At 35.7% G+C, this 21243-nt stretch carries 21 protein-coding genes; 11 read left to right on the forward strand and 10 right to left on the reverse strand.

Features of this window, described 5'->3' with window-relative positions; translation table 11 throughout:
* Window positions 1–32 precede the first annotated feature (32 nt).
* The 8 genes from rimP to CDOM16190_RS03635 all read right to left on the reverse strand — a co-directional run bounded on the left by rimP (window position 33) and on the right by CDOM16190_RS03635 (window position 8356).
* Window positions 33–461: a ribosome maturation factor RimP gene (gene rimP, locus CDOM16190_RS03595; RefSeq protein ID WP_169973355.1), complete on the reverse strand. Its 429-nt coding sequence runs from the start codon at window positions 459–461 to the stop codon at window positions 33–35.
* The gene (rbfA, locus tag CDOM16190_RS03600) at window positions 448–819 is read right to left on the reverse strand and encodes a 30S ribosome-binding factor RbfA (RefSeq protein ID WP_169973353.1); all 372 of its coding nucleotides are present in this window, start codon (window positions 817–819) and stop codon (window positions 448–450) included. Before rbfA ends, rimP begins: the two co-directional genes overlap by 14 nt.
* Window positions 816–3518, reverse strand: coding sequence for a translation initiation factor IF-2 (gene infB / locus CDOM16190_RS03605; RefSeq protein ID WP_170018918.1), 2703 nt, complete (start codon window positions 3516–3518; stop codon window positions 816–818). Before infB ends, rbfA begins: the two co-directional genes overlap by 4 nt.
* A 276-nt stretch (window positions 3519–3794) precedes the next feature.
* A complete protein-coding gene (gene thrB, locus CDOM16190_RS03615; RefSeq protein WP_170018919.1) occupies window positions 3795–4679 on the reverse strand; it encodes a homoserine kinase in 885 nt (294 codons plus the stop codon).
* Window positions 4680–4687: 8 nt separating this feature from the next.
* Entirely contained in the window at window positions 4688–5161 is a 474-nt protein-coding gene (locus CDOM16190_RS03620) for a glycoprotease (RefSeq protein WP_349644374.1), read from the reverse strand.
* Entirely contained in the window at window positions 5140–6024 is an 885-nt protein-coding gene (lpxC, locus tag CDOM16190_RS03625) for a UDP-3-O-acyl-N-acetylglucosamine deacetylase (RefSeq protein ID WP_169973345.1), read from the reverse strand. The genes CDOM16190_RS03620 and lpxC overlap by 22 nt, the downstream gene beginning before the upstream one ends.
* A 65-nt stretch (window positions 6025–6089) precedes the next feature.
* Window positions 6090–7460: a peptidoglycan metallopeptidase Pgp6 gene (gene pgp6 / locus CDOM16190_RS03630; protein WP_170018920.1), complete on the reverse strand. Its 1371-nt coding sequence runs from the start codon at window positions 7458–7460 to the stop codon at window positions 6090–6092.
* A 65-nt stretch (window positions 7461–7525) separates the two neighbouring features.
* Window positions 7526–8356, reverse strand: coding sequence for a prephenate dehydrogenase (locus CDOM16190_RS03635; protein WP_170018921.1), 831 nt, complete (start codon window positions 8354–8356; stop codon window positions 7526–7528).
* A gap of 81 nt (window positions 8357–8437) precedes the next feature.
* Between CDOM16190_RS03635 and bamA the strand changes: the two genes are divergently transcribed.
* Together bamA and ribD are read left to right on the forward strand one after the other, a co-directional pair.
* On the forward strand, window positions 8438–10660 hold the full coding sequence (bamA, locus tag CDOM16190_RS03640; RefSeq protein WP_170018922.1) for an outer membrane protein assembly factor BamA: 2223 nt from the start codon (window positions 8438–8440) through the stop codon (window positions 10658–10660).
* 59 nt (window positions 10661–10719) lie between these two features.
* Window positions 10720–11718: a bifunctional diaminohydroxyphosphoribosylaminopyrimidine deaminase/5-amino-6-(5-phosphoribosylamino)uracil reductase RibD gene (gene ribD / locus CDOM16190_RS03645; RefSeq protein ID WP_170018957.1), complete on the forward strand. Its 999-nt coding sequence runs from the start codon at window positions 10720–10722 to the stop codon at window positions 11716–11718.
* A 2-nt stretch (window positions 11719–11720) separates the two neighbouring features.
* Here the strand turns inward: ribD and sppA are convergent, their stop codons facing one another.
* Together sppA and mqnF are read right to left on the reverse strand one after the other, a co-directional pair.
* Complete coding sequence (gene sppA / locus CDOM16190_RS03650) at window positions 11721–12590, reverse strand: signal peptide peptidase SppA (RefSeq protein ID WP_170018923.1); 870 nt, start codon at window positions 12588–12590, stop codon at window positions 11721–11723.
* Window positions 12591–12602: 12 nt separating this feature from the next.
* A complete protein-coding gene (gene mqnF / locus CDOM16190_RS03655; RefSeq protein WP_170018924.1) occupies window positions 12603–13826 on the reverse strand; it encodes an aminofutalosine deaminase family hydrolase in 1224 nt (407 codons plus the stop codon).
* Window positions 13827–13976: 150 nt separating this feature from the next.
* Here mqnF and aroQ point away from each other — a divergent pair, with 150 nt between their 5' ends.
* The 9 genes from aroQ to fliY are packed head-to-tail and all read left to right on the forward strand — an operon-like array spanning window position 13977 to window position 21196.
* Entirely contained in the window at window positions 13977–14459 is a 483-nt protein-coding gene (gene aroQ / locus CDOM16190_RS03660) for a type II 3-dehydroquinate dehydratase (protein ID WP_170018925.1), read from the forward strand.
* 10 nt (window positions 14460–14469) lie between these two features.
* The gene (locus CDOM16190_RS03665) at window positions 14470–15495 is read left to right on the forward strand and encodes a M24 family metallopeptidase (protein ID WP_170018926.1); all 1026 of its coding nucleotides are present in this window, start codon (window positions 14470–14472) and stop codon (window positions 15493–15495) included.
* A complete protein-coding gene (gene folK, locus CDOM16190_RS03670; protein WP_170018927.1) occupies window positions 15492–15995 on the forward strand; it encodes a 2-amino-4-hydroxy-6-hydroxymethyldihydropteridine diphosphokinase in 504 nt (167 codons plus the stop codon). The genes CDOM16190_RS03665 and folK overlap by 4 nt, the downstream gene beginning before the upstream one ends.
* Window positions 15985–17340, forward strand: coding sequence for a flagellar biosynthesis GTPase FlhF (gene flhF, locus CDOM16190_RS03675; RefSeq protein ID WP_170018928.1), 1356 nt, complete (start codon window positions 15985–15987; stop codon window positions 17338–17340). Before folK ends, flhF begins: the two co-directional genes overlap by 11 nt.
* Window positions 17333–18199 (forward strand): P-loop NTPase, encoded by an 867-nt coding sequence (locus tag CDOM16190_RS03680; RefSeq protein ID WP_170000671.1) that lies wholly within the window; start codon window positions 17333–17335, stop codon window positions 18197–18199. Before flhF ends, CDOM16190_RS03680 begins: the two co-directional genes overlap by 8 nt.
* 14 nt (window positions 18200–18213) lie before the next feature.
* Window positions 18214–18570: a hypothetical protein gene (locus tag CDOM16190_RS03685; RefSeq protein WP_170000670.1), complete on the forward strand. Its 357-nt coding sequence runs from the start codon at window positions 18214–18216 to the stop codon at window positions 18568–18570.
* Window positions 18542–19249, forward strand: coding sequence for an RNA polymerase sigma factor FliA (locus tag CDOM16190_RS03690; RefSeq protein WP_170018929.1), 708 nt, complete (start codon window positions 18542–18544; stop codon window positions 19247–19249). The genes CDOM16190_RS03685 and CDOM16190_RS03690 overlap by 29 nt, the downstream gene beginning before the upstream one ends.
* Window positions 19249–20361 carry a flagellar motor switch protein FliM gene (gene fliM / locus CDOM16190_RS03695; protein ID WP_169973329.1) on the forward strand — a complete coding sequence of 371 codons (1113 nt, stop codon included), beginning with the start codon at window positions 19249–19251 and terminating at the stop codon, window positions 20359–20361. Before CDOM16190_RS03690 ends, fliM begins: the two co-directional genes overlap by 1 nt.
* Window positions 20351–21196 (forward strand): flagellar motor switch protein FliY, encoded by an 846-nt coding sequence (fliY, locus tag CDOM16190_RS03700; protein ID WP_170018958.1) that lies wholly within the window; start codon window positions 20351–20353, stop codon window positions 21194–21196. The genes fliM and fliY overlap by 11 nt, the downstream gene beginning before the upstream one ends.
* Window positions 21197–21243 lie beyond the last annotated feature (47 nt).

The raw sequence follows: 21243 nt of genomic DNA on the forward strand, positions 1-21243 counted from the left end.
TTATATATTTAAAGTTTGTAGTAAAATTTATTTTACCACTCTATGTATGTTTTTGCTTTTTTGATGTCTGAAATTTTTATTTTGATAGGTTTATTGTCTACTTCAAGATCTATTTCATCGTCATTTACGGCTAAAATTTTACCTTTTAGTTTTTGATTTCCTCCATCGATTGAGGCTGTAATTTTTACAAGCTCTCCTATGCTTGAGCTAAAATGAGCGATTGTTTCGAGCTTTCTTTCAAGTCCGGGACTGCTAACTTCAAGAGTATAGTCACCATTAACGGGTGGTTCTACATCAAAGATAGGTGAAAGTAATCTCGATACTTTTTCACAGTCGTCTAAATTTACTCCATCTTTTTTAGTAATATAAATTCTGTAAATAGTTTTGCCGTTTTCATTGGCTAGTTCGGTATCATAAAGCTCTACCCCGCACTCTTTAATTAGTTTTTCAAGATTTTGCATTTTTATCTAAATCCTTTGAAATTTTATCAAACAAACTATCCATATGATTTTGATACTCTAGCCTATCATCAAATTTGAAGTGAAAATTCGGGCATCTATACCAACCTTCAGCTTCCATGCAGTGGTTTTGTAGATATTTTGATATGCGTTTTAAGTGACTTAATACATAGGCTTGTTCTTTGTCGTCAAACGCCATCTTATCAAGATATACAAAGGCGTCATATCTACCTTTTTTGCACTCTACATCAGTTACGCAAAGACCTCTTAAAAACTCATCCTCTAAAGTCGCAAGAGCTTCAGGAATAAGCTCTTTCAACACACTTTCGGTTCTTAGTCTTTTAATTTCGGCTGAATTCATAGAGTCGCTTGCTCCTCAATCTCTTTAAAGCTTTCTATATAATCACCCTCTCTTATATCATTATATCCGTCTATTCCTACGCCACACTCATAGCCTTTTGCCACCTCGCGAACGTCGTCTTTAAAGCGTTTTAGTGAGCTTACCGTACCTTCATGAACTACTATACCATTTCTAATGAGCCTTATTTTTGCTCCTCTGTTTATACTGCCTTCTGTTACCATACATCCAGCTATAGCACCTATTTTTGGCACATTTATTACTTGGCGAACTTGAGCTTGTCCTAAGTGCTCTTCTCGTAATATAGGTGACATTAATCCGCTTAGTAGCGCTTTAACATCATCTAGAAGGTTATAGATTACATTATATGTTTTAATCTCTATTCCACTTTCTTTCGCTTTTTCTTTTATCTCTCCGGTTGGGCGTATGTTAAATCCTAAGATTACACTATTTTCACTGGCTTTTGCTAAAGCTACGTCGCTTTGAGTTATTCCGCCTACTCCAGAGTGTATAATATTTACCTTAATCTCATCATTTCTTAGTTTTTCAAGACTTGATTTTATGGCTTCTAATGATCCGCCAACATCTGCTTTTACAATAACAGGCAGTGATTTTAGCTCACCTTCCGCAATCTTTTCACTAAGCTCTTCAAGGCTTACTTTTGTAGTCTTACTAAGCTCTTTTTGACGTAGGTATTCTGCCTTTTTCTGAGCATATTCGCGAGCCTCTTTGTCTGTTTTAACACTTATTAGAGTCTCTCCCGCCTCAGGAATTTCACTTAAACCCATTATTACGCCACATTCACCGGGCTTTATCTCTTTTAAAACATTGGCTTTATCGTCTGTTATGCTTCTTATTTTACCGTAGGCCACTCCTGCCACTACAGTATCTCCAACTTTTAAAGTACCGTTTTCTACGATTATGGTTGCAACAGGTCCCCTGCCTTTTTGTTGCGAGCTTTCTATTATGGTAGCTTTCGCATTTGCTTTCGCATTTGCCTTAAGTTCCAGAATGTCTGCTTGTAAAAGTACTATCTCCAATAGGTCTTCTATACCCATTCCTGTTTTTGCTGAAATAGGAACAAATTCATATGCTCCGCCCCATTCGGTAGATAGTATGTCAAGATCTGCGAGTTCGCTTTTTACTTTGTCCGGATTTGCTGCCTCTTTATCCATCTTATTGATAGCTATTATAATAGGTACATTTGCAGCCTTAGCATGACTAATGGCCTCTTTTGTCTGTGGTTTTACTCCATCGTCGGCAGCAACGACTATTATAACTATATCTGTTACTCCTGCCCCTCTAGCTCTCATGGCAGTAAAGGCCTCGTGGCCAGGAGTGTCTATAAATGTTATGTTTCGATTATTTTTGTTAACCATATATGCGCCTACGTGCTGGGTTATACCGCCAGCTTCTCCGGATGCTACGCGTGAGTTTCTTATATAGTCAAGCAAAGATGTTTTGCCGTGATCAACGTGACCCATTATCGTTATAACAGGAGCTCTTTGAGTTAAATTTTCTTCCCCGTTTTGCTCATCGTATGCCTTTACGTAGTCAAACGCCTCTTGAGTATCTACAATATTTATTTCCACTCCAAATTCATCGGCTAGAATTTCTATCGAATCCTCGTCTAAAAAGTCGTTTTTAGTAGTCATCATACCTAGCATAAACAGTTTGCTAATAATCTCACTAGGCTGTTTATTTAACTTCTCAGCAAATTCATATACACGTATCTCTTTTGGGATCTCAATAGATGTTATTGTCTCGCTGTTATTTGAGTCTTTTGAAACTTTTTTATGTTTTTTTCTCGAGCGCCTGCTTATGCCTTGCTCTAAAAAAGATCCTATCGAGTTATTTAAAGACGGCTTATATATATTTGTCTGTTTAGTTTTTTGAGTCGGCTGTGGAGCAGGCGTTCTTACTGAAAAATCAGGCAGAACCACTACATCCTCATCTTCTAAAACTATATCGGCTAGATCTCTATCACTTAAGAGATCGACTTTTTGGATCCCATCTTTTTTAGTTGCAATTACAGGTTTTTTCTCTTTTTTTTTCTTTTTAAGCGTAGATTCTGCGTTATTAAATGAGAACATACTCTCTAAATTTCTAATAGGCTCGTTTTCGGTTTTTTCTGCTTGTTTTATAGGTCTTGGAGTAGTCACAGACTCTTCTTTTTTTTTCTTAACTATCATAAGTCCTCTTCTTTTTTGAAGACTTACGTCAGCTAGGCTCTCTTTTAATTCAAGTTTTTTTTCAACTATGACAGGTTTTTCAGGTTGCTTATCCTCTTTTTGTCTTGTATTTTCTTTTGTTTCTATTTCAGATTTTATTTCAGGAATTTCTACTTTTTCTTTAGGTTGTTTTGTTGAAGCTTGCCCTGTTTTAAGAGTTTTTTCTGCTACCTTATCATCTTTTTTGGTGGTTTTAGAAGACTCTTTTTTAGTATCTTTACTCTCTTTTTGCTCTTTTGTCTGTTTTGGGGCTGACTTTTTAGGCTCGGATTTTTTCTTTTCAGGCTTTTTCTTAAAACTTTCCGGAATTTCTCCTGTCTGCACATATGTATATAGCGCCTCGGCCTCTTCAGGCGTAACTCCGCTGGAGTGTGTTTTTACTTTTAACCCTAGCTCATTAGCCTTTTCTACAATTTCTTTGCTAGGATAACCTAGCTCATTTGCTATCTCTGAAATACGAACAGTCCCCATTTAAGAGTATCTCCTTTAAAATTTGCCCATTTTTTAAGGTGGCGATAAAATTTCCCGCCACTCTGCCGAGCGATTTTTTCAAATTTTTTTCATCTTTTTTTAAACAGTCTTCACATATATAAAAACTTCTTCCATTTCCGCTACCAAAAAAAAGTGAAGAATTAATGATGCGAAATCTGCGTAAATCATATTGTTTGAATCTTATCTTACAAACTACGCACATTCTAATGGGAATATAATTTTTAACCATATATTATAACTTTTGTTTGCTTTTTTTTAGCTTTTTGAGATGATAAATCCGTTATTATCAAATGATAAAATTTCAACTCTAAAATTTTTAAATTTATCTTTTAGTCTCTCTTGTAGATTAGCGGCATCTGATTTATAAGTTATATTTAAAAATGTCGAACCACTTCCAGATAGTGTGCTCATCAAAGCCCCGTTTTCATAAGCCGTTTTACGAACATCAAAGAGCTCAGGAAGAGTTTGCATTCTAAGTTCTTCATGCATCATATCTTTTGATGCTATTTTTAAAAGATCGTATTTTTCTTCTAAGAAACAGGCCGTTAAAAATGCTGAATGAGATAGATTACTCACGCATTTACTCATTGGGTAGTGTTTAGGCAGTTTTGTGCGAGATTCTTTTGTGCTCATCGGTTTATCTGGAATAACCACCACGGCTTTAATATCGTCTCCTATAGCTTTTTTAATGGAATTTACCTGATTATTATGCACCACAGAGGTTACAAAGCCTCCAAGAACTGCTGGAGAGATATTGTCAGGATGATTTTCATATACTAAGGATCTATTTAATACTACGTTTTTATCGACTTTAAACTCAGCCATAGCGTAAGCCAAAGCAATCGCGGAGGTAATAACTGCAGATGAGCTCCCAAGACCACGAGAAAATGGAATATGATTTTTAAAAACTATTCTAAAACTATCTTTTTTGCCTGTTAGTTCATAATAAATTTCATTAAAAATTGATAGAAAAAGATTATTTTTTTTGAGTTTTATATTTTCTGCGCCTTCGCCTATTATGGATATTGATGAAAAATTTGCTCTTTTTATATCAATTTCGTTATATAAACTCAAAGCAAGTCCTAAGGCATCAAAGCCAGGACCTAAATTTGCACTTGTTGCAGGAACACTGATAGTCAAAACAACTCCTAAACCGCTTGGATAATATAGTTTGGTAGAGTATCAAAATTTAAATTTAAAACATCTAAATTTGATGGCAGTTTGAAATTTCCTGCTTCAGTTTTTTCCAACTTAATCTCGTCTTGAAATTTAACAAAACTTAGAGCCTTATTTGCACGTATAGGTGCATTGTCATTTAGTTCAAAACCGCTTACTGCGTAAAACTCACACTCTTTTATGATGCTTAATGTCTTTAAAATTATATATGAAACTTTTATACCCATAAAGCTTCCGGGGCCATTTGCATAGATTATTTTTGAAATTTTATATCTGTTTTTATTTAAAATTTCATCTATTATTTCTATTAAAGCCTCATCGGATTTTTTATCACTTTGTATCTCTTGTATAAACTCACCTTTTTCATCATATATACCAAATAAAAGTGGAGAAGTGAGCGCTATGACTAAAATTTGGATATTTTTTATGCAAATACCTTTTGGTATTCAAGTGATAGCTGATCTTTTAGGGTCACAACTTCATAGTTTTTAGCATCACTTAAAATCGCTAAAGTAAGTTCGTGATTTAGCTCATGGCTTCCAGCAAAAGATGTATAATCAGCCATTAAAGGAGCGCCCATTAGGCTAAGATCTCCAATTGCATCTAAGATTTTGTGTCTTACGAATTCGTTTTCAAACCTAAGTCCTTCCGGGTTTAAAATCCTAGTATCATCTATTACTACGGCATTATCAAGACTTCCACCAAGGGCTAGATTATTGGCTCTTAGCATCTGAACATCTTTTAAAAATCCAAAAGTTCTAGCTCTGGCAATCTCCTCTATAAATGCACTTTTGCTAAACTCAAACAGGTATCTTTGTTCGCCTATTATAGGGTGATCAAATTTGATTGTAAAATCAAATTTTGGATTTTTTGACGGCGTCACTTTGGCAAATTTACCGTTCTTGCTGACTTCAACCTCTTTTTTTATTATAATTACTCTTTTGTGATCATTGAGTTTAGCAGTGCCGGCTTCATCAAGCATCATGCAGTAGCTTATTGCACTTCCGTCCATTACGGGAACCTCGTTTGCGTCAAGAACTATACGTATATTGTCTATTCCGTATCCGCTAATTGCAGACAACAGATGCTCTATTGTCGATATATAGCCTTTTTGAGAGCCTATAACAGTTGCCATTTGAGTATTTATAACATTTTTTGGTTCCGCTTTAAAACTTATACCCAGATCTTTTCTATAAAAAACTATACCTGTATTTGCACTCATAGGCTCTAAGATTATTTTTATCGGCTCACCCTTGTGAAGACCTATTCCAACACCTTCTACAGCCTTTTTTATAGTTGTTTGTTGCAAAATTTTCCTTTTAAATTTTCTAAATTTTTCGTATTATACAATTTTTTAGTAACAAATAATAAATTTTATTTACCATCAATCATCTTTTTTGCGGCATTTAAAACATTTAAGACATTATCTCTCATCCAGCTTGTATCCATCCACTCTTCAGGTCTTACCTCGATGCCTTGAACTATCATTCCAAAGTGCAAGTGATCTCCCATGGCAAGTCCGCTTACACCAGTAGCTCCTATATGATCTCCTGCATTTATCTGATCTCCTGTTTTTACCGCTATCGAGTTACAGTGTCCATATAGTGAAAATATTCCAAAGCCATGATTTATAATGATGGTTTGTCCGTAAATTCCATTCTCCCCGGCAAAATCCACTGTACCGTTATTACTTGTTACAATACTGGCATTTTTAGTAGAAGCAAGATCTAGTCCCATATGCCAAGATTCACTGATATCTTGCCCCTCAAAGGTATAATATCTGTGATCACCAAAGCTTGCAACAGCCTTTGCATTTTTAAGGGGATAGAATTTTTTTAGACTAAATTCGCTTATAGTATCTTCGGATATTTTTGATGTGATATCCGAGATTAGCTTCTCGTTTGCTCCGCGCAAATTCTCGTTTACGAATTTCATCTTTTCTAAATTTGACATTGATTCGTGGTTTTGTGCGTATTGTGCGGCTAGTTCAGGTATCTTTTCGTTTAAAAATCTATTTTGGTTATCAAGTTTTATCTTTGAGCTTTTGTAGTTTCTATTTTGATAAAAAAATCTTATCTTGCTCTTTGTGATATTTCCCGCATAATCTATTGCAACTACATCTGCACTAAACGAGCTTTGTGTCGCGGGCCAAGCTACTAAAGAGGCATAGTAATCATCTTTATAAAATTTAGAAGGTATAAATTTCTTGCCGAAATTTGTCTGTATATATAGCTCTTTTAATCTCTCGTCCGTTACCTTAAATACGACCGTTGCACTTCCGCCTTTATTGATTGCGTAGGAGTGATTTAGGATGTTTACTTCAGGTCTTTTGCCATCGACTATGACTTCAACATTTTTTGTCTGCTTGTTTCCCATAAAAAAGCCCCATTTGCTCGCATCAATCGCTTCAATGCTCATGGTATAATTCTTTTTTTGAGACTGAAATCCGGTCTTTGGAAATGATAAATTTATATCTAAAATATCCAGAGGGGCTTCAAAATTTTGGTTAGTTAAAATCATTTGATGCTCTGCATCAAGCATGCTTATTTTTAAGGATTTTATACCGCTTTCATCGGTGATTTTTACAGACAGAGGCGATGTTAAATTCCAATAAATTTTATCTTCTATGGATATTAGCGGTTTTTCTCTCTCGAATGATTTTGAGCTAAACAGCATAAAAATTCCAGCAACTATTAAAACAAAAAGTACACTATAAGCTATAAAATTTGATCTATTTTTTCTCATTAAATAATCCTTAAACCTATATATTTTCGGAGATTTTACTAAAAAGCTATAAATTTGGAGTAAATTTATAAAATTTCGCGTATCTTTCTGGCCTCGCTCATCCAGTCTTTAAGTTCGTCCCATTTTTCGTTTTTAACTAAAATTTCGCAATCTTCTAGCTCTTTTTTAAACATATCTATTGCGTTTATTAGGTTGTCTTTGTTTTGTTTAAAAATATCGCTCCACATTACTGGTGAGCTTTTTGCTATTCTTATCATATCCTTAAAGCTTGTTCCACCAAGTGCGATAATGTCTTTTTTATTTTCTTTTTTTAATACGCTTGATGCAAGTGAAAAACTGATGACGTGAGGTAGATGAGATATTACACTTGTGCGATGATCGTGTTCTTTTGCGCTCATAAACACAATTTTCATGCCAATATGAGAAAATAGCTCTACACAGCGTTTTACATGTTTTTCGCTACTTTCTTTAAAGTCACAAATTATTACAACGGCATCTTTAAATAAACCAGGAAAAGCTGCTTGTGGGCCTGAGTATTCCGTACCTGCCATAGGGTGAGCTGGGATAAAATTTTGTCTTATTTTTTCAGGAACTGCCTCTATAATCTTCTCTTTTGTGCTTCCAAGATCAATTATTGTAGTATTTTCATCTATGTCTTCAAGGTCTTTTACTATTTTTATTATCGCTTCAACAGGAATAGCTAGAAATATCATATCGCACTTTTTTTTCATCTCGTCAAGGGTTAAAATTTCATGTACCAAGCCAAGCTCCAGTGCTTTTTGTTCATGCTCTTTATTTAAATCAAGTCCGCTTACGCAAGAGATTAATTTTTCATTTTTTAAGCTAAGTCCTAAAGAGCCACCGATTAGCCCTAATCCGATGATGCCTATTTTCATAAAAAGCCTTTGTAAATTTATATTGTTTAAAATTAAAATGTGTTATTATACCGCCTAATACTCATTTTTAGGTTAAATTCAATGAAAAAAAGCGTTTTTTTAATACTTGCCGCGGCATGTTTAGGCAGTGCTGTAGAGATAAAGTCTATAAATTTCAAAGGTCTTTTACGCCTATCTCCCGAGGTTGCAAAAGATATTATGGGGCTAAAAGTAGGAGATCAATTAACTGGTGAAAATAGCGATGCTGCAATTTCAAATTTATTTAAACAAAACTATTTTGACGATATTTACATCGAAGAAAGCGATGGCAATATCCTAGTCATCGTAAAAGAAAAACCGAGTATAGCAAGACTTGATATAAAAGGCGTTGTAACAAACGATAAGACTACGATAGATCAACTAATCGGCATAAAACAAGGAAATATGTATGACGAACTCGCTATCAGTAGAGCAAAAGAGCGCATTAGACAGTTTTATGAGTCAAAGGGCTATTTTGATACCGTTGTGGATGTAACCAAAGAGAGTGTAGCTGGCAATGACAGTAGTTTATTTGTAACCTTGAATGTAAATCGTGGTGAAAATATCATAATTCAAAAGGTAAATTTAGTAGGTGCAAAAGTTTTTGATTATAGCGATATAGAGCCTGTTGTGGCTAATAAAGAACGTGAATTTATGGGTTGGATGTGGGGCAGAAATGACGGAAAAGTAAAACTTTTTGAGCTACCAAACGATCCGGGACGAATCCAAGATAAATACTTTCAAAAGGGCTATCTTGACGCTACGGTTTCTACGCCATATCTAAATGCCTATATGGATAACTATACTGCAGAGCTTACTTACTATATCAGTGAGGGTGAGCCTTACAGAGTATCTAGTGTTGATATAGAAGCACCTGAGTTTTTAGAGCTTGATAAGGAAAAAATTTTAAAAGAATTTAAACTAGAAGCGGGCGATAGGATGAATTCGGCGAGGCTTAGACGAGATATGCAAAAGCTTGATGATATAGTGGCCGATAGAGGATACGCTTTTGTAAAAGTTATGCCAAGAACGGATAAGAATAGCCAAGATAAGAGCGTGAGCATAGTTTACGAGGTGGCTCCTGGAGATAAGGCGTATATCAGAAACGTTCAAATTTCAGGAAACGATAGAACCGTAGATAGGGTTGTTAGAAGAGAGCTTTATTTAACAGAAGGAAATTTATACAGCAGAACTGATCTTGAAGATAGTAAAACAGCGCTTAAGAGAACCGGATACTTTGAAGATGTGGAGATAAAAGAAGAGAGGGTGGGAGCTAATGAGGTTGATCTTTTAGTAAATGTCAAAGAGGCCTCAACTGGATCAATAAGCGGTGGTATAGGATATGGAAGCTCTGATGGACTACTGCTTAATGCAAGTGTATCTGATACAAACGTATTTGGTAGCGGTATGAAAGGCGTATTGAGCGTAGATAGAAGCGATAATGAGCTTTCAGGACAGATTGGCCTTACCAATCCTAGAATATTTGATTCTGAGTATAGCTTAGGAGGGACTCTATATGCCAACGATTACGATTGGAATAACTATGACGAAAGATCTTACGGGTTCAATACTGTTTTAGGAAGAAAACTGACTAGAAATTTAAGCGCTTCGATAGGGTATGTCATAGAGCAAAGTAATATTAAAAAGCTAAACGAGACACTTATTAGGACAGGCTATAAAGAGGGTAAAAGTCTAAAAAGCGCCTTTATTCCGTCTATTACATATAATAATACAGATGATTATTATTTGCCAAGAACCGGCATAATAGCCACTACCAGCCTTGAATACGCAGGAGTTGGCGGAGATGAGAAATTTATAAAAAGCAGAACGGGATTTAACTGGTATTTTGGGCTTAGGGAGTGGATTGATTATGATTTAATCTTAAGATACAAGGCAAATTTTGCTAAAATTTGGGATAGAGGATATGTGCCTATTAACGAGAAGCTGTATTTAGGTGGTATTAAAAATTTAAGGGGATATGATTCAAGGACAGTCTCCCCTAAAAACCAATATGGAGATGAAACGGGAGGAACTATATCTTTTAATAACTCATTTGAGCTTAGTTTTCCTATAATAGATAGGGTAAAAATGCGTGGTGTGTTATTTTTTGATTACGGCAAGATAGGTCAAAACAGTATAAATGAGAATACAAGATACTCAACCGGCGCAGGTATAGAGTGGATCACTCCTATAGGACCGCTTCAACTGATTTTTGCAAAACCGCTTAACGATAAGCCAGGAGATGAGACCAGCTCATTTGAGTTTACAATCGGACAACGCTTCTAAAGGCTTATTTTGAATATAGGTTTTGTCTATATTCTTTTGTAACTTTTGGTTTTTATATGATAAACGATGAATTTTATATGAATTTAGCCTTGCAAAAGGCTTGGGAATTCCAGATTTTAACCTATCCAAACCCTGCGGTCGGCTGTGTGATCTTAGATAAAAACGGTGCACTTCTTGCCTGCGAAGCTCATGAAAGAGCCGGAGAGGCCCATGCTGAACTAAATGCAGTGAAATCGGCACTTTTAAAAATAAATCCAAGTTTTAAATTTCCAAATGGCTCAAATGAGCTTTATGAGTTTATTTTGGCTAATCATAACGGTATTTTAAAGGACTCAAAGGCCTATGTAACCCTTGAGCCGTGCTCCCATCACGGAAAAACTCCCCCTTGTGCAAATCTGCTTAAAGTTTTAGGTTTTAAAGAGGTCATAATAGCTAGGCGAGATGAGAATAAAAAGGCAAGTGGCGGGGCTGAAATTTTAAGAGACGGAAATATCAAGCTTAAATTCGATGTTTTAAAAGATAGAGCTGATGAGCTTATAGAGCCTTTTTTGTCTTGGCAAAGTGGAAATTTCAGCTTTTTTAAAATAGCCCTTTGCGCAAATGGAGTAGCCACCGGCGGAGTCATATCAAGCGAACAAAGCCGCACTCATATGCATAGACTAAGAAGCGCATCAGATCTGCTTGTAATAGGTGGCAATACAGTGCGAACAGATCGTCCGACTCTTGATATCAGACTTATAAAAAATGGTAAAAATCCGGATATTCTTATCTACTCTAGGACTCAAAATTTTGACAGAACAATTCCGCTTTTTAATGTTAGTGGTAGAATCGTTGAGATATCAAATAGTCTTGAAAAGGCTTTTAAAGTTCCTCTTGTGATGTTTGAAGGCGGGGAGAGTTTTTTAAACTCACTTGATGAAAGAGTAAGCTGGGTGTTAATCTATCAATCAAGCGAGTTTAAAAATTTGCAAAATTTAAGAGCGAATTTAAGGCTAAAAAGAGTGTTTGGCTCAAATTTTGGCAGTGATAATTACGGTTGGTATAAGATAATCAAATAAGCCTATCTAATCTTGTTTGTAAAAACCGCGTTTATAAGGCTATTTACACCCTCTTTGAAAATCCCTTCCAAGGCTCTTTCGTAAGCGTGCTTCTCTTTCCATACAGGAGTAGCTACACCGCTTAGGCTTTCTATCTCTTTTCTTGCAGAGTAATAATCACTCACATCGTCGATAAGCCCTACTCTTTTGGCGTCAGAGGCTAAAAACACTCTGGCATTGGCCCACTCTAGGCTTTTATTGATATCTAAATTTCTTGCAGTGGCTACATCTTTTACAAACATATCGTAAGATTTTTTGACCAGTTTTTCAAGCTCATTTCGCTCAATACTGCTCCACTCTCTAGCGAAGGTTCCTACCTCTTTAAACTCCCCTGCCTTTACAACCTGTTGGGATATTCCGATTTTACTCGCTAGTTCGCTTATATTTGGGGCTTGGATTATAACTCCTATCGAGCCTATAAACGAGCCAGGATTTGCCAAAATTTTATTTGAATTTACTCCGGAGTAGTAGCTTCCACTAGTCATTGTTCCGCCCGCATAAGCTATCACGGGTTTTTCGGCTCTTAATTTTTTTACCGCCATAGCTATCTCTGTGCTTGGCGCAAGAGCTCCTCCGGGGCTATCTATGAACAGCAAAACACCTTTGATATGATCATCCTTGGTCGCCTCATGTATCTCTTTTAGCGTCTTTTGGCTATCTAAGATCATGCCACTTATATCTATTTGGACCAAATTTGGTGTATGTACGCCCTTTGAATCAGGGTAGATGAATATCAAAAATAAGATTAAGAGAAAAATCATAGTTTTAAAATATTCATTTATAAATTTAAATATCGCAACTATCGGCGAGAAAAGTAGTTTTAAAAAATTCAATTTCTTTCCTTATTAGTCTAAATTTAAAGGTTTGCCTTGGATATATAGCTTTTTGCACTCTTTTGCGTGTAACAAAAACATCAAAGCAAGCCCATCTTGCTCTGTGTTACCAAATCTATCATACAATGCCATATCCGCCAGTTTTCCCTCTTTAATCTCTCCAAGATTTAAATTTAGGGACTTTGCACACCATGAAGTGGATGCAAGGAGCAAAATTTTAGCTAAATTTTTTAAATCAAAATCGCTATGGATTAATAAATTAGCTCTCAATTCGTCTAAAAAATTTAGACTTATATTTGAACTAAGCCCGTCTGTGCCTATATTGAAAGAGATATTTTGATCTAATAAATTTTGTAAATTCAAAGTCTTTTTACTTAGTAGCCTATTTGAAAAAGCGCAATGCGTAACGCTGTGAATAGAGTTATCAAATTTGCTAAAATCACTCATATAAACGCAGTGCGTAAAAAGAGTTCTAACGTCCTTAAATAGCTCAATAAAACTATCCACGCTATAAAGAGGTTTTGGAAATTTACTAAATTTACCAAGCCACTCTTTAAATCCGCCTACGCCACTTTTTAGCCACTCTCTTTCGTGATCTGACTCCATTAGGTGCGTTGATACTAGTAAATTTTGCTCTTTTGCGAGATTTATAGCGGCTTTAGCCAAATTTGGATGTGTAGAGTATGGCGAGTGAACAGATATAGCAGGAGTGAAAAATTCGCTTTTAAATTTCACGCTCTCATCGAAACGCTTTTTAAAGCCCTGCCAATTTACATCTAAAAATTCCTCATTTGAACCTAAAATCTCGTTAAAGTATATTACTCTAGCAGAGCTATTAACACAGGCTTTGAGGTCTGTTCCGAAGCTGGAAACCGCACCTATAGTGCCTACTCCGCTTTTTTGCATGGTTTTTATGGCGGATTTTATAACTTCTTCATTAGCTTGCTGCGAAAGCGTAGAGCGAGAGTTTATTACGCTACTTAGCCACTCTAAAAAATCCCCATAAACTAGACTGGTTTTATTTGCGCTAAACTCTAAATGAACGTGCGGATTTATAAATGCCGGTGCCAGGATTGCTTCTTTTTCTTCTATAAATTCGGCATTCTTAAATTCTTTTTTTAGCTCGCTCGCTTCGCCTATTTTTATTATCTTGTCGTCAAAAGCAACTGCCTTATCTTGTAAAATAGTGAAATTTTCATCGCAGAGCATTATAAATTTTGGCTTTAAAATAGTCATTTTTAACCTTTTTTTGTTGTGATTGTAACAAAATTTTCTTATTTCAAAGCTTCAATATGATCGGATGAAGCAACGGCTGATAAAAACAAAAATTTAGAAATAAAAATGTATAATTAAAGCTAAATTTAAAATTTACAAAAAGGAAATGCTATGGATAAAAAATTTAAGGTTATGGTTATTCAAGGACCAAATATTAACATGCTGGGCACTAGAGAGACATCTATTTACGGCGTTATGAAGATGGAGGATATCCATAATCAGATGAAGATTTTTGCAGAGCAAAACGATGTGGATATAGAGTTTTTTCAAAGTAATTTAGAGGGTGAGCTTGTGGATAAAATTCAAGAGTGCTACGGAGATGCTGACGGTATTATAATAAACCCTGCAGCCTATACACATAGCTCTATTGCCATAAGAGACGCATTAAGCGCTGTTAGCTTACCTGCGATAGAGGTTCATATCAGCAATATTTACCGCAGAGAAGAATTTCGCCAAAAGAGCATGATATCTGCGGTAACCGCCGGCCAAATAGTTGGTTTTGGACCTGTAGGATATCATCTGGCAATGATTGCAATGCTTCAAATTTTCGAGCAAATCAAAGCGGTAAGGCAGGCTCAAAATACACAAGAATAATTAAAAAATCATGAGAAATTTTATTCTAAAAAATGAAAATGCCATATATCATGAGTGCGGATATAGCTGTGATAATGCGCTCTTTGTCGATATTAGTGGCAGAAGATTTTTTTTAACAGACGCTAGATACGGGATAGAGGCTAAAGAGTTAGCTAAAAACTGTCAAGTATTGCAGGTTCAAAGAGGCTTGATAAAAGACGTCAGAGAATTTTTACGAGACAAAAGAGTTAAAAATTTGACCTTCGATCCTTGTGATTTTAGTGTGGCAGAGTTTGAAGAGCTAAATAAAAATTCAAAAATAAATTTTAAACCAAAGCCTAATTTTTCGCAAATTTCACGTATTTTAAAGAGCGAAGATGAGGTTAAAATTTTAAAAGAAGCCGCAAGATTAGGAGCTAAATGCTTTGATGAATTTGCAAAATTTGTAAGAGAAAAAGGCGAAGGAATGAGCGAAGAGGAGCTATTTTTTAACGCTGAGCTCATATTTAAGCAAAAGGGATCACTTGAGCTTAGCTTCTCTCCGATTGTGGCGATAAATGAAAATGCAGCCAAAGCGCATGCGCTACCAAGCAAAAAGAGACTAAAAGAGGGTGACTTACTCCTGCTTGATGCCGGAGTAAAATTTAAAAGATACTGCTCTGATAGAACAAGAACAGCTTGTTTTACAGCCGATTTTAACTTTTCTAAAGAGCAAAAATTTAAGAATCAAAAACATCAAGAGGTTTACGAGATCGTAAAAGAGGCTCAAAGTTTGGCCATAAACTCTATTGAAATAGGCAAAAAAGCCAAAGAGATAGATGATGTAGCGCGCAAATTTATATCTAAGCACGGCTTTGAAAAGGAGTTTTTCCACTCTACAGGACATGGTGTGGGAGTAGATATACATGAGCTTCCAAGGATATCGATGAAAGACAAAACGCTTTTAAAAGCCGGGATGGTTTTTAGCGTGGAGCCAGGAGTATATATAGAGAATGAATTTGGCGTCAGAATCGAGGATGTGGTTGTAGTTCGAGAAAACGGAGCTGAAATTTTATGAGGTTAAAGGGAATGAGACGCTTTGTTAGAAGCGTTTTTTTTCCAAAAGTTTTAAGTTTTAAATCCGATTTTAAATATAGCGTTCTTTTGGGCATAGGTGGAAATATAGGGGACTCTAAAAGGCGTTTTGATAAGTTTTTTAGACTTTTGCAAGATGATAAGCGGATAAATTTAGTAGAGAGTTCTCAAATTTTGGTAAATGAGGCATTTGGTTTTAGAGAACAGGCGGATTTTTACAACGCTGTGATTTTGATTCAAACTAGCCTTAGTGCGAGAGCCTTGTTGAAAGTAACTTTAAATTTAGAGAGGCGATTTAGGCGTGTAAGAAGTTTTAAAAATGCGCCAAGAACGCTTGATGTAGATATATTGTATTTTAGTGGGCGAAATAGAAATGACTCTAGGCTTACTCTTCCACATAAAGGAGCAGAAGAGAGACTAAGTGTAATTTTACCGCTTGGTGTGATGAAAATGGGTTTTAAAAGGAGTAGATTTGGCAACTAAATTTCATACATTTACAGGTGAAAGCAGTATAGAAGCGCTAAAAAAAGCTAGAGCTCAGTGTGGTGAAAAAGCGATTTTGGTAACTACTAAGCAGATTCAGCCAAAGACCATAAATAAAAAACCTTTATATGAAATTTTAGTTAGTGTTGAAGAGGATGAGCCGCAAAAGCAGCCTTTAAAGCCGGTAAGTTTAAAGGGCTACGATCGATTTCAAAATATTAATCAAGCTCCTAAATTTGAGATTATAGAAGAGCCTAAAAATAGCGATTTTGTGCCTGATGATGAGCTGTTTGGAAATAAAAAAAATACAAACAAAGATAACGATATACTAATAAATATATCAAAGGCTGCAAAAGAGATAAGTGAAATAACAAAGATGAGTATGGAAACCAGCCCAAATGAAGGACAAAATCCATCTTATAATAAAAAAATAGATGATGTGGCAAAGCAGATGAACGCCATCGGAGATAAGGTAAATCTGATGATGGATATGCTCTGGGAGGATAGGGCTTCTAGCAGAAATAATCTCATTATACCGCCTGAGTTTGCGAGCATATATAAAGCTGCGAAAAAAAGCGGTATGAAAGATGAGCATTTAAACTCAATTATGCAGATTACGATTGAAAATATGCCTACTTCTATGAAAACCAATCCAAATGCGGTAAAAAGATATTTTTACTCCTTGCTTCGTAAAATGCTTCCTTGCAGAAACGAGCAAAAAAATAGAAAACAACGTATTATGATGCTAGTAGGACCTACCGGAGTTGGCAAGACAACGACTCTAGCAAAGCTTGCGGCACGCTTTGCCTACGGTAAGGATATAAGGTATAAAACCGGAATAATCACTCTTGATACATATAGAATCGGAGCTGTGGAGCAATTGTTTCAATATGCCAAGATGATGAAGTTGCCGATACTTGACGTAATTGAAGTGGATGATTTTAAAGATGCTCTTAAGCAGCTAAACCACTGCGATGTGATCTTGATAGATACTACCGGGAATTCTCAGTATGATAAAGAAAAATTAGCTAGACTTGAAAAGTTTTTAAAGAGTGCTGACGCTCAAATAGATGTAAATTTAGTTCTCTCTGCTGGATCAAAGGCGGAGGATTTATTAGAAATTTATAACGGTTTTAGTTTTCTTGACATAGATACTTTGATAATTACTAAATTTGACGAGACTAAAATTTTTGGAAACGTATTCTCTCTTATTTACGAGACAAATACGCCTGTGAGTTACTTTTGTGTAGGGCAAGAGGTGCCTGATGATCTAATGGAAGCTAAGAGTGAATTTTTAGTAGAGTGTATATTGGATGGATACAGCAAGGAGAGTAAAGATGAATAATCAAGCTAATAAGCTAAAGACTCTTGTCTCTTCAAGCATGGTTCCTAGAAGCACTCATTTTATCGCTGTTACAAGCGGTAAGGGTGGAGTCGGTAAGAGTACTATAAGTGCAAATTTAGCAAATGTTTTGGCTAATAACGGCTACAAAGTAGCATTATTTGATGCTGATATCGGACTTGCAAATTTAGACGTGATTTTAAATGTAAGAGTTAATAAAAACCTACTTCACGTATTAAAAGGCGAATGCTCTTTAAATGATATTTTAGTAAAAATCAAGCCAAATTTAATCCTGATTCCCGGAGAGAGTGGGGATGAAATTTTAAAATTTAATAATCAATTTTTATACGAGAGATTTTTGGATGAGGCTAGCGCTTTAAATGATCTTGACTTTTTAATAATAGACACAGGGGCCGGAATAGGAGGCAATACTCATCTATTTTTAGAGGCTGCTGATGAGGTTATAGTAGTCACGGTGCCAGATCCTGCCGCAATTACCGATGCTTATGCTGTTATAAAGGTAACTTCAAGAGTAAAAAACAATATCTTTATGCTTTTTAATATGGTGAAAAATGATAAAGAGGCTGTTAAAATCTTTGAAAACATCCGAAAAGTCGCCAAGGCCAATATTACCAATGATCTTAACCTTGAGCTAATAGGCTATCTTAGCGAAAATAAGAACGTATCAAAGAGTATTAAGCAAAGGACTTTATTTACAGATGACGCTGAATTTTCGACAAGCAGCGGAGAACTAAAGGAGATAGCATCAAAACTGCTTTATAGATTGGAACGAAAAGTGCTTGATACAAGCGAAAATAGAAGCTTTGGCAGCTTTTTTAAGCGGTTGATTGAGCAATTTTAAAATAGGATGTTATTTTGCGAGCGGAAAATTTTATAGCTTTTTTTACTGTATGCGGTTTTTTTATAGGGCTTATGTTTGTTACTTTAAAGGTTGATGAGCCTATAGAGATGATGATATATACTTTTTTGATAACATTCTTTTTCTACCTTCTGATACATATTGTTATAATGAACTACATCGATGTAAGGAATATTTTTAAAGGACATTTTAATAAGCATGAACATGAGGAGAGTGCTGATTATTTGATTACTGAACTTAGCGTAAGGGAGAAAAGAATCGAGAGTATGCTTGCTAAACTTGCTGTAGAGAATGCGCTTATAAAACAGACATTAAGTAATAATAATGGACAATCTAAAGCAAAAGCAGCTTAATGCCTATTCCGCAACTATAAAAAAAGAGCAAGATGATATAGTTTTGCAATATATGCCCGCACTTAGGGCTATGGCCTTTAGGCTCAAAGAGCGTTTGCCTGCTACTATTGATGTAAACGACCTTATAGGCATAGGCGTAGAGGAGATGATAAAACTCTCCAGAAAATATGATAAAGAGCAGAATGATTCTTTCTGGGGGTATGCTAAAAAGCGTGTTTACGGTTCGATGCTTGATTTTTTAAGAGGACTTGATGTGGTAAGCCGAGCTAGTAGAACTCTTATAAAATCAATAGATACTCTTGTGGACCAGTATTTTAATAAGTATGAGTGCGAGCCCGATGATGAGTATCTGGCAGATACTCTTGGTGAAGATATAGAAAAAATTCGAGACGCCAGAAATGTAAGCTCAGTAATAGTGACTCTTGGAATAGACGATCAAATGGATATAATGAGCGAAGAAAACACTCTTGATAGGATAGAAAAAGAGAATTTGATAGAGAAAATAGAAGAAATTTTATCTACTTTTGATAAGCGCGATCAACTCGTCGTCCAGTTATATTATTACGAAGAGCTAAGCTTAAAGGAGATAAGCGAGGTTTTGCAAATTAGCGAAGGAAGAATTTCACAAATTCATAAAAGGTTGATGAATAAACTAAGAGAGAGACTTGAGGGTAAATAATGGCGGATATTTTAAGTCAAGAAGAGATAGATGCACTGCTTGAAGTCGTAGATGAGGACGCAGAGGGTGCCGATATAGGCATAGGGGGTTCGTCTAGCGAGGATCAAAGACAGATTATAATCTATGACTTTAAAAGACCAAATCGTGTCTCCAAAGAGCAGCTTCGTGCCATAAAAGGCATACACGATAAACTTGCGAGAAATTTGGCTTCTCAAATTTCAAGCGTAATGAGAAGTATTGTAGAAATTAGACTTCATAGCGTAGACCAGATGACTTATGGCGAGTTTTTGATGAGTTTGCCAAGTCCAACTAGCTTTAACGTATTTTCAATCAAACCTCTTGATGGCAACTGCGTACTTGAGATAAATCCAAGTATAGCCTTTCCTATGATAGATAGGCTTTTGGGTGGTAATGGTGAAGGGTTTGAGACAAGTAGAGAGCTAACCGATATAGAGGTAAATTTGCTTGACGCGATACTTAGAATGATGATGCAAAGGCTAAAAGACAGTTGGAGTATTATTACCGATATGTATCCAAACGTTGAGGCCAAAGAGAGTAGCCCAAATGTCGTTCAAATAGTCTCTCAAAACGAAATCGTAATAATGGTTGTCATGGAGATCATAGTCGGCAATTCAAGCGGAATGATAAATATATGCTATCCTGTTATCTATCTTGAGCCGATTTTATCACGTCTTGCGAACCGTGATATAATGCTTGGTGAGACAAGTGCTAAAAAGAGCAGAAACAAAGAGTTAAAGACGCTAATAGGTCGTGCCGAAGTATTATATGAGGCGATACTGGGTAAGGCGGTAATAAGCGTAAATGAGTTTTTAAACTTAAAAGAAGGCGACATACTACGTCTTGATCGTTCTGCCGATAATAGGGCTATTGTCACTATAGACAAAAAAGAGGTCTTTTTAGCAGAAGTAGGGCTTCATAGATTTAGAAAATCAATAAAGATAGAAGAGCTTATCAGAACCGATAAAGATGAGATTAAGCATATCTTAGAGCAATATGAAGAGGAGCGAAAGGCTAGGCTAATGAGCTATGAGCAAGAAGAAAACGAGTATGATGAAAATATGATGGAAGAGAGCGATGAATATAATGAATGATTTTTTTGAAATTTTTATAAATGAATGCAAGGCTACTATCGAGGGACTTACCGGTAGGACTCCTGAATTTGGTGCCAAGGCTGAATTTGACGCTCCAAGTCAAGAAGGCATTAAGCCGCCTATTGCTGTAGCAAATATAAATGTTAGCGGTGATATAACGGCTAAGATAATGCTTGTGGCAACTCCTGTGCTTATGAGTGCTATAGGTGAATGGATGATGGGAGAAGAGGAAATTTCACGAAATGAAAGTTTAAGCGAAGATGATTTGGATGCTACCAAAGAGGTTTTTTCAAATATCTTAGGAGCCTTTTCTACATCACTTGGAGCTCAAAAAACCTTGCCAAAGCTCAATTTTGAAATTTCAAAGGTAAATTTTATAGACGAAGACTCAAATTTTGATATAAGCAGCTTTGAAAAAATCTATATTTACAATGTAAATATAGAAGATATTAGTGAGCAGATAGGCGTTGTTGTAGATTTTTCATTTTTTAGCTTTTTTAATAAAGATCAAAAAAAAGGTTCTGATGCCAGTGAAAAATCAGGGCAACATAAGATGGAGCTAAGTCCAACCGAACTTCAAAATATCAATCTCATTATGGATGTTAGGCTGCCTATCAGAGTTAGAATCGGATCTAAAAAAATGCTTTTAAAAGATGTTTTAAGCATGGATATAGGCTCCGTAATAGAGCTAAATCAGCTTGCAAACGATCCTCTTGAGATCCTTATTAACGATAAGGTAATCGCACTTGGCGAAGTTGTAATAGTGGACGGAAATTTTGGTATCCAGATAACTGAAATCGGTAGTAAAAAAGAGCGTTTAGAGCAGCTTCGATAAATTTGATATACTTGCCGTTTTTAAAATAAGAAAATTTAAAGAGAGTT

The sequence above is a fragment of the Campylobacter sp. RM16190 genome (genome assembly GCF_012978835.1).
GTDB lineage: Bacteria > Campylobacterota > Campylobacteria > Campylobacterales > Campylobacteraceae > Campylobacter_A.

What these genes read in the sequence shown, in the direction of transcription:
- infB (WP_170018918.1), bottom strand. Translation starts at nt 3,518, where the DNA reads ATGGGGACTGTTCGTATTTCAGAGATAGCAAATGAGCTAGGTTATCCT.
- pgp6 (WP_170018920.1), bottom strand. Translation starts at nt 7,460, where the DNA reads ATGAGAAAAAATAGATCAAATTTTATAGCTTATAGTGTACTTTTTGTT.
- CDOM16190_RS03665 (WP_170018926.1), top strand. Translation starts at nt 14,470, where the DNA reads ATGAGAAATTTTATTCTAAAAAATGAAAATGCCATATATCATGAGTGC.
- CDOM16190_RS03680 (WP_170000671.1), top strand. Translation starts at nt 17,333, where the DNA reads ATGAATAATCAAGCTAATAAGCTAAAGACTCTTGTCTCTTCAAGCATG.
- aroQ (WP_170018925.1), top strand. Translation starts at nt 13,977, where the DNA reads ATGGATAAAAAATTTAAGGTTATGGTTATTCAAGGACCAAATATTAAC.
- rimP (WP_169973355.1), bottom strand. Translation starts at nt 461, where the DNA reads ATGCAAAATCTTGAAAAACTAATTAAAGAGTGCGGGGTAGAGCTTTAT.
- CDOM16190_RS03635 (WP_170018921.1), bottom strand. Translation starts at nt 8,356, where the DNA reads ATGAAAATAGGCATCATCGGATTAGGGCTAATCGGTGGCTCTTTAGGA.
- mqnF (WP_170018924.1), bottom strand. Translation starts at nt 13,826, where the DNA reads ATGACTATTTTAAAGCCAAAATTTATAATGCTCTGCGATGAAAATTTC.
- folK (WP_170018927.1), top strand. Translation starts at nt 15,492, where the DNA reads ATGAGGTTAAAGGGAATGAGACGCTTTGTTAGAAGCGTTTTTTTTCCA.
- bamA (WP_170018922.1), top strand. Translation starts at nt 8,438, where the DNA reads ATGAAAAAAAGCGTTTTTTTAATACTTGCCGCGGCATGTTTAGGCAGT.
- rbfA (WP_169973353.1), bottom strand. Translation starts at nt 819, where the DNA reads ATGAATTCAGCCGAAATTAAAAGACTAAGAACCGAAAGTGTGTTGAAA.
- fliM (WP_169973329.1), top strand. Translation starts at nt 19,249, where the DNA reads ATGGCGGATATTTTAAGTCAAGAAGAGATAGATGCACTGCTTGAAGTC.
- CDOM16190_RS03690 (WP_170018929.1), top strand. Translation starts at nt 18,542, where the DNA reads ATGGACAATCTAAAGCAAAAGCAGCTTAATGCCTATTCCGCAACTATA.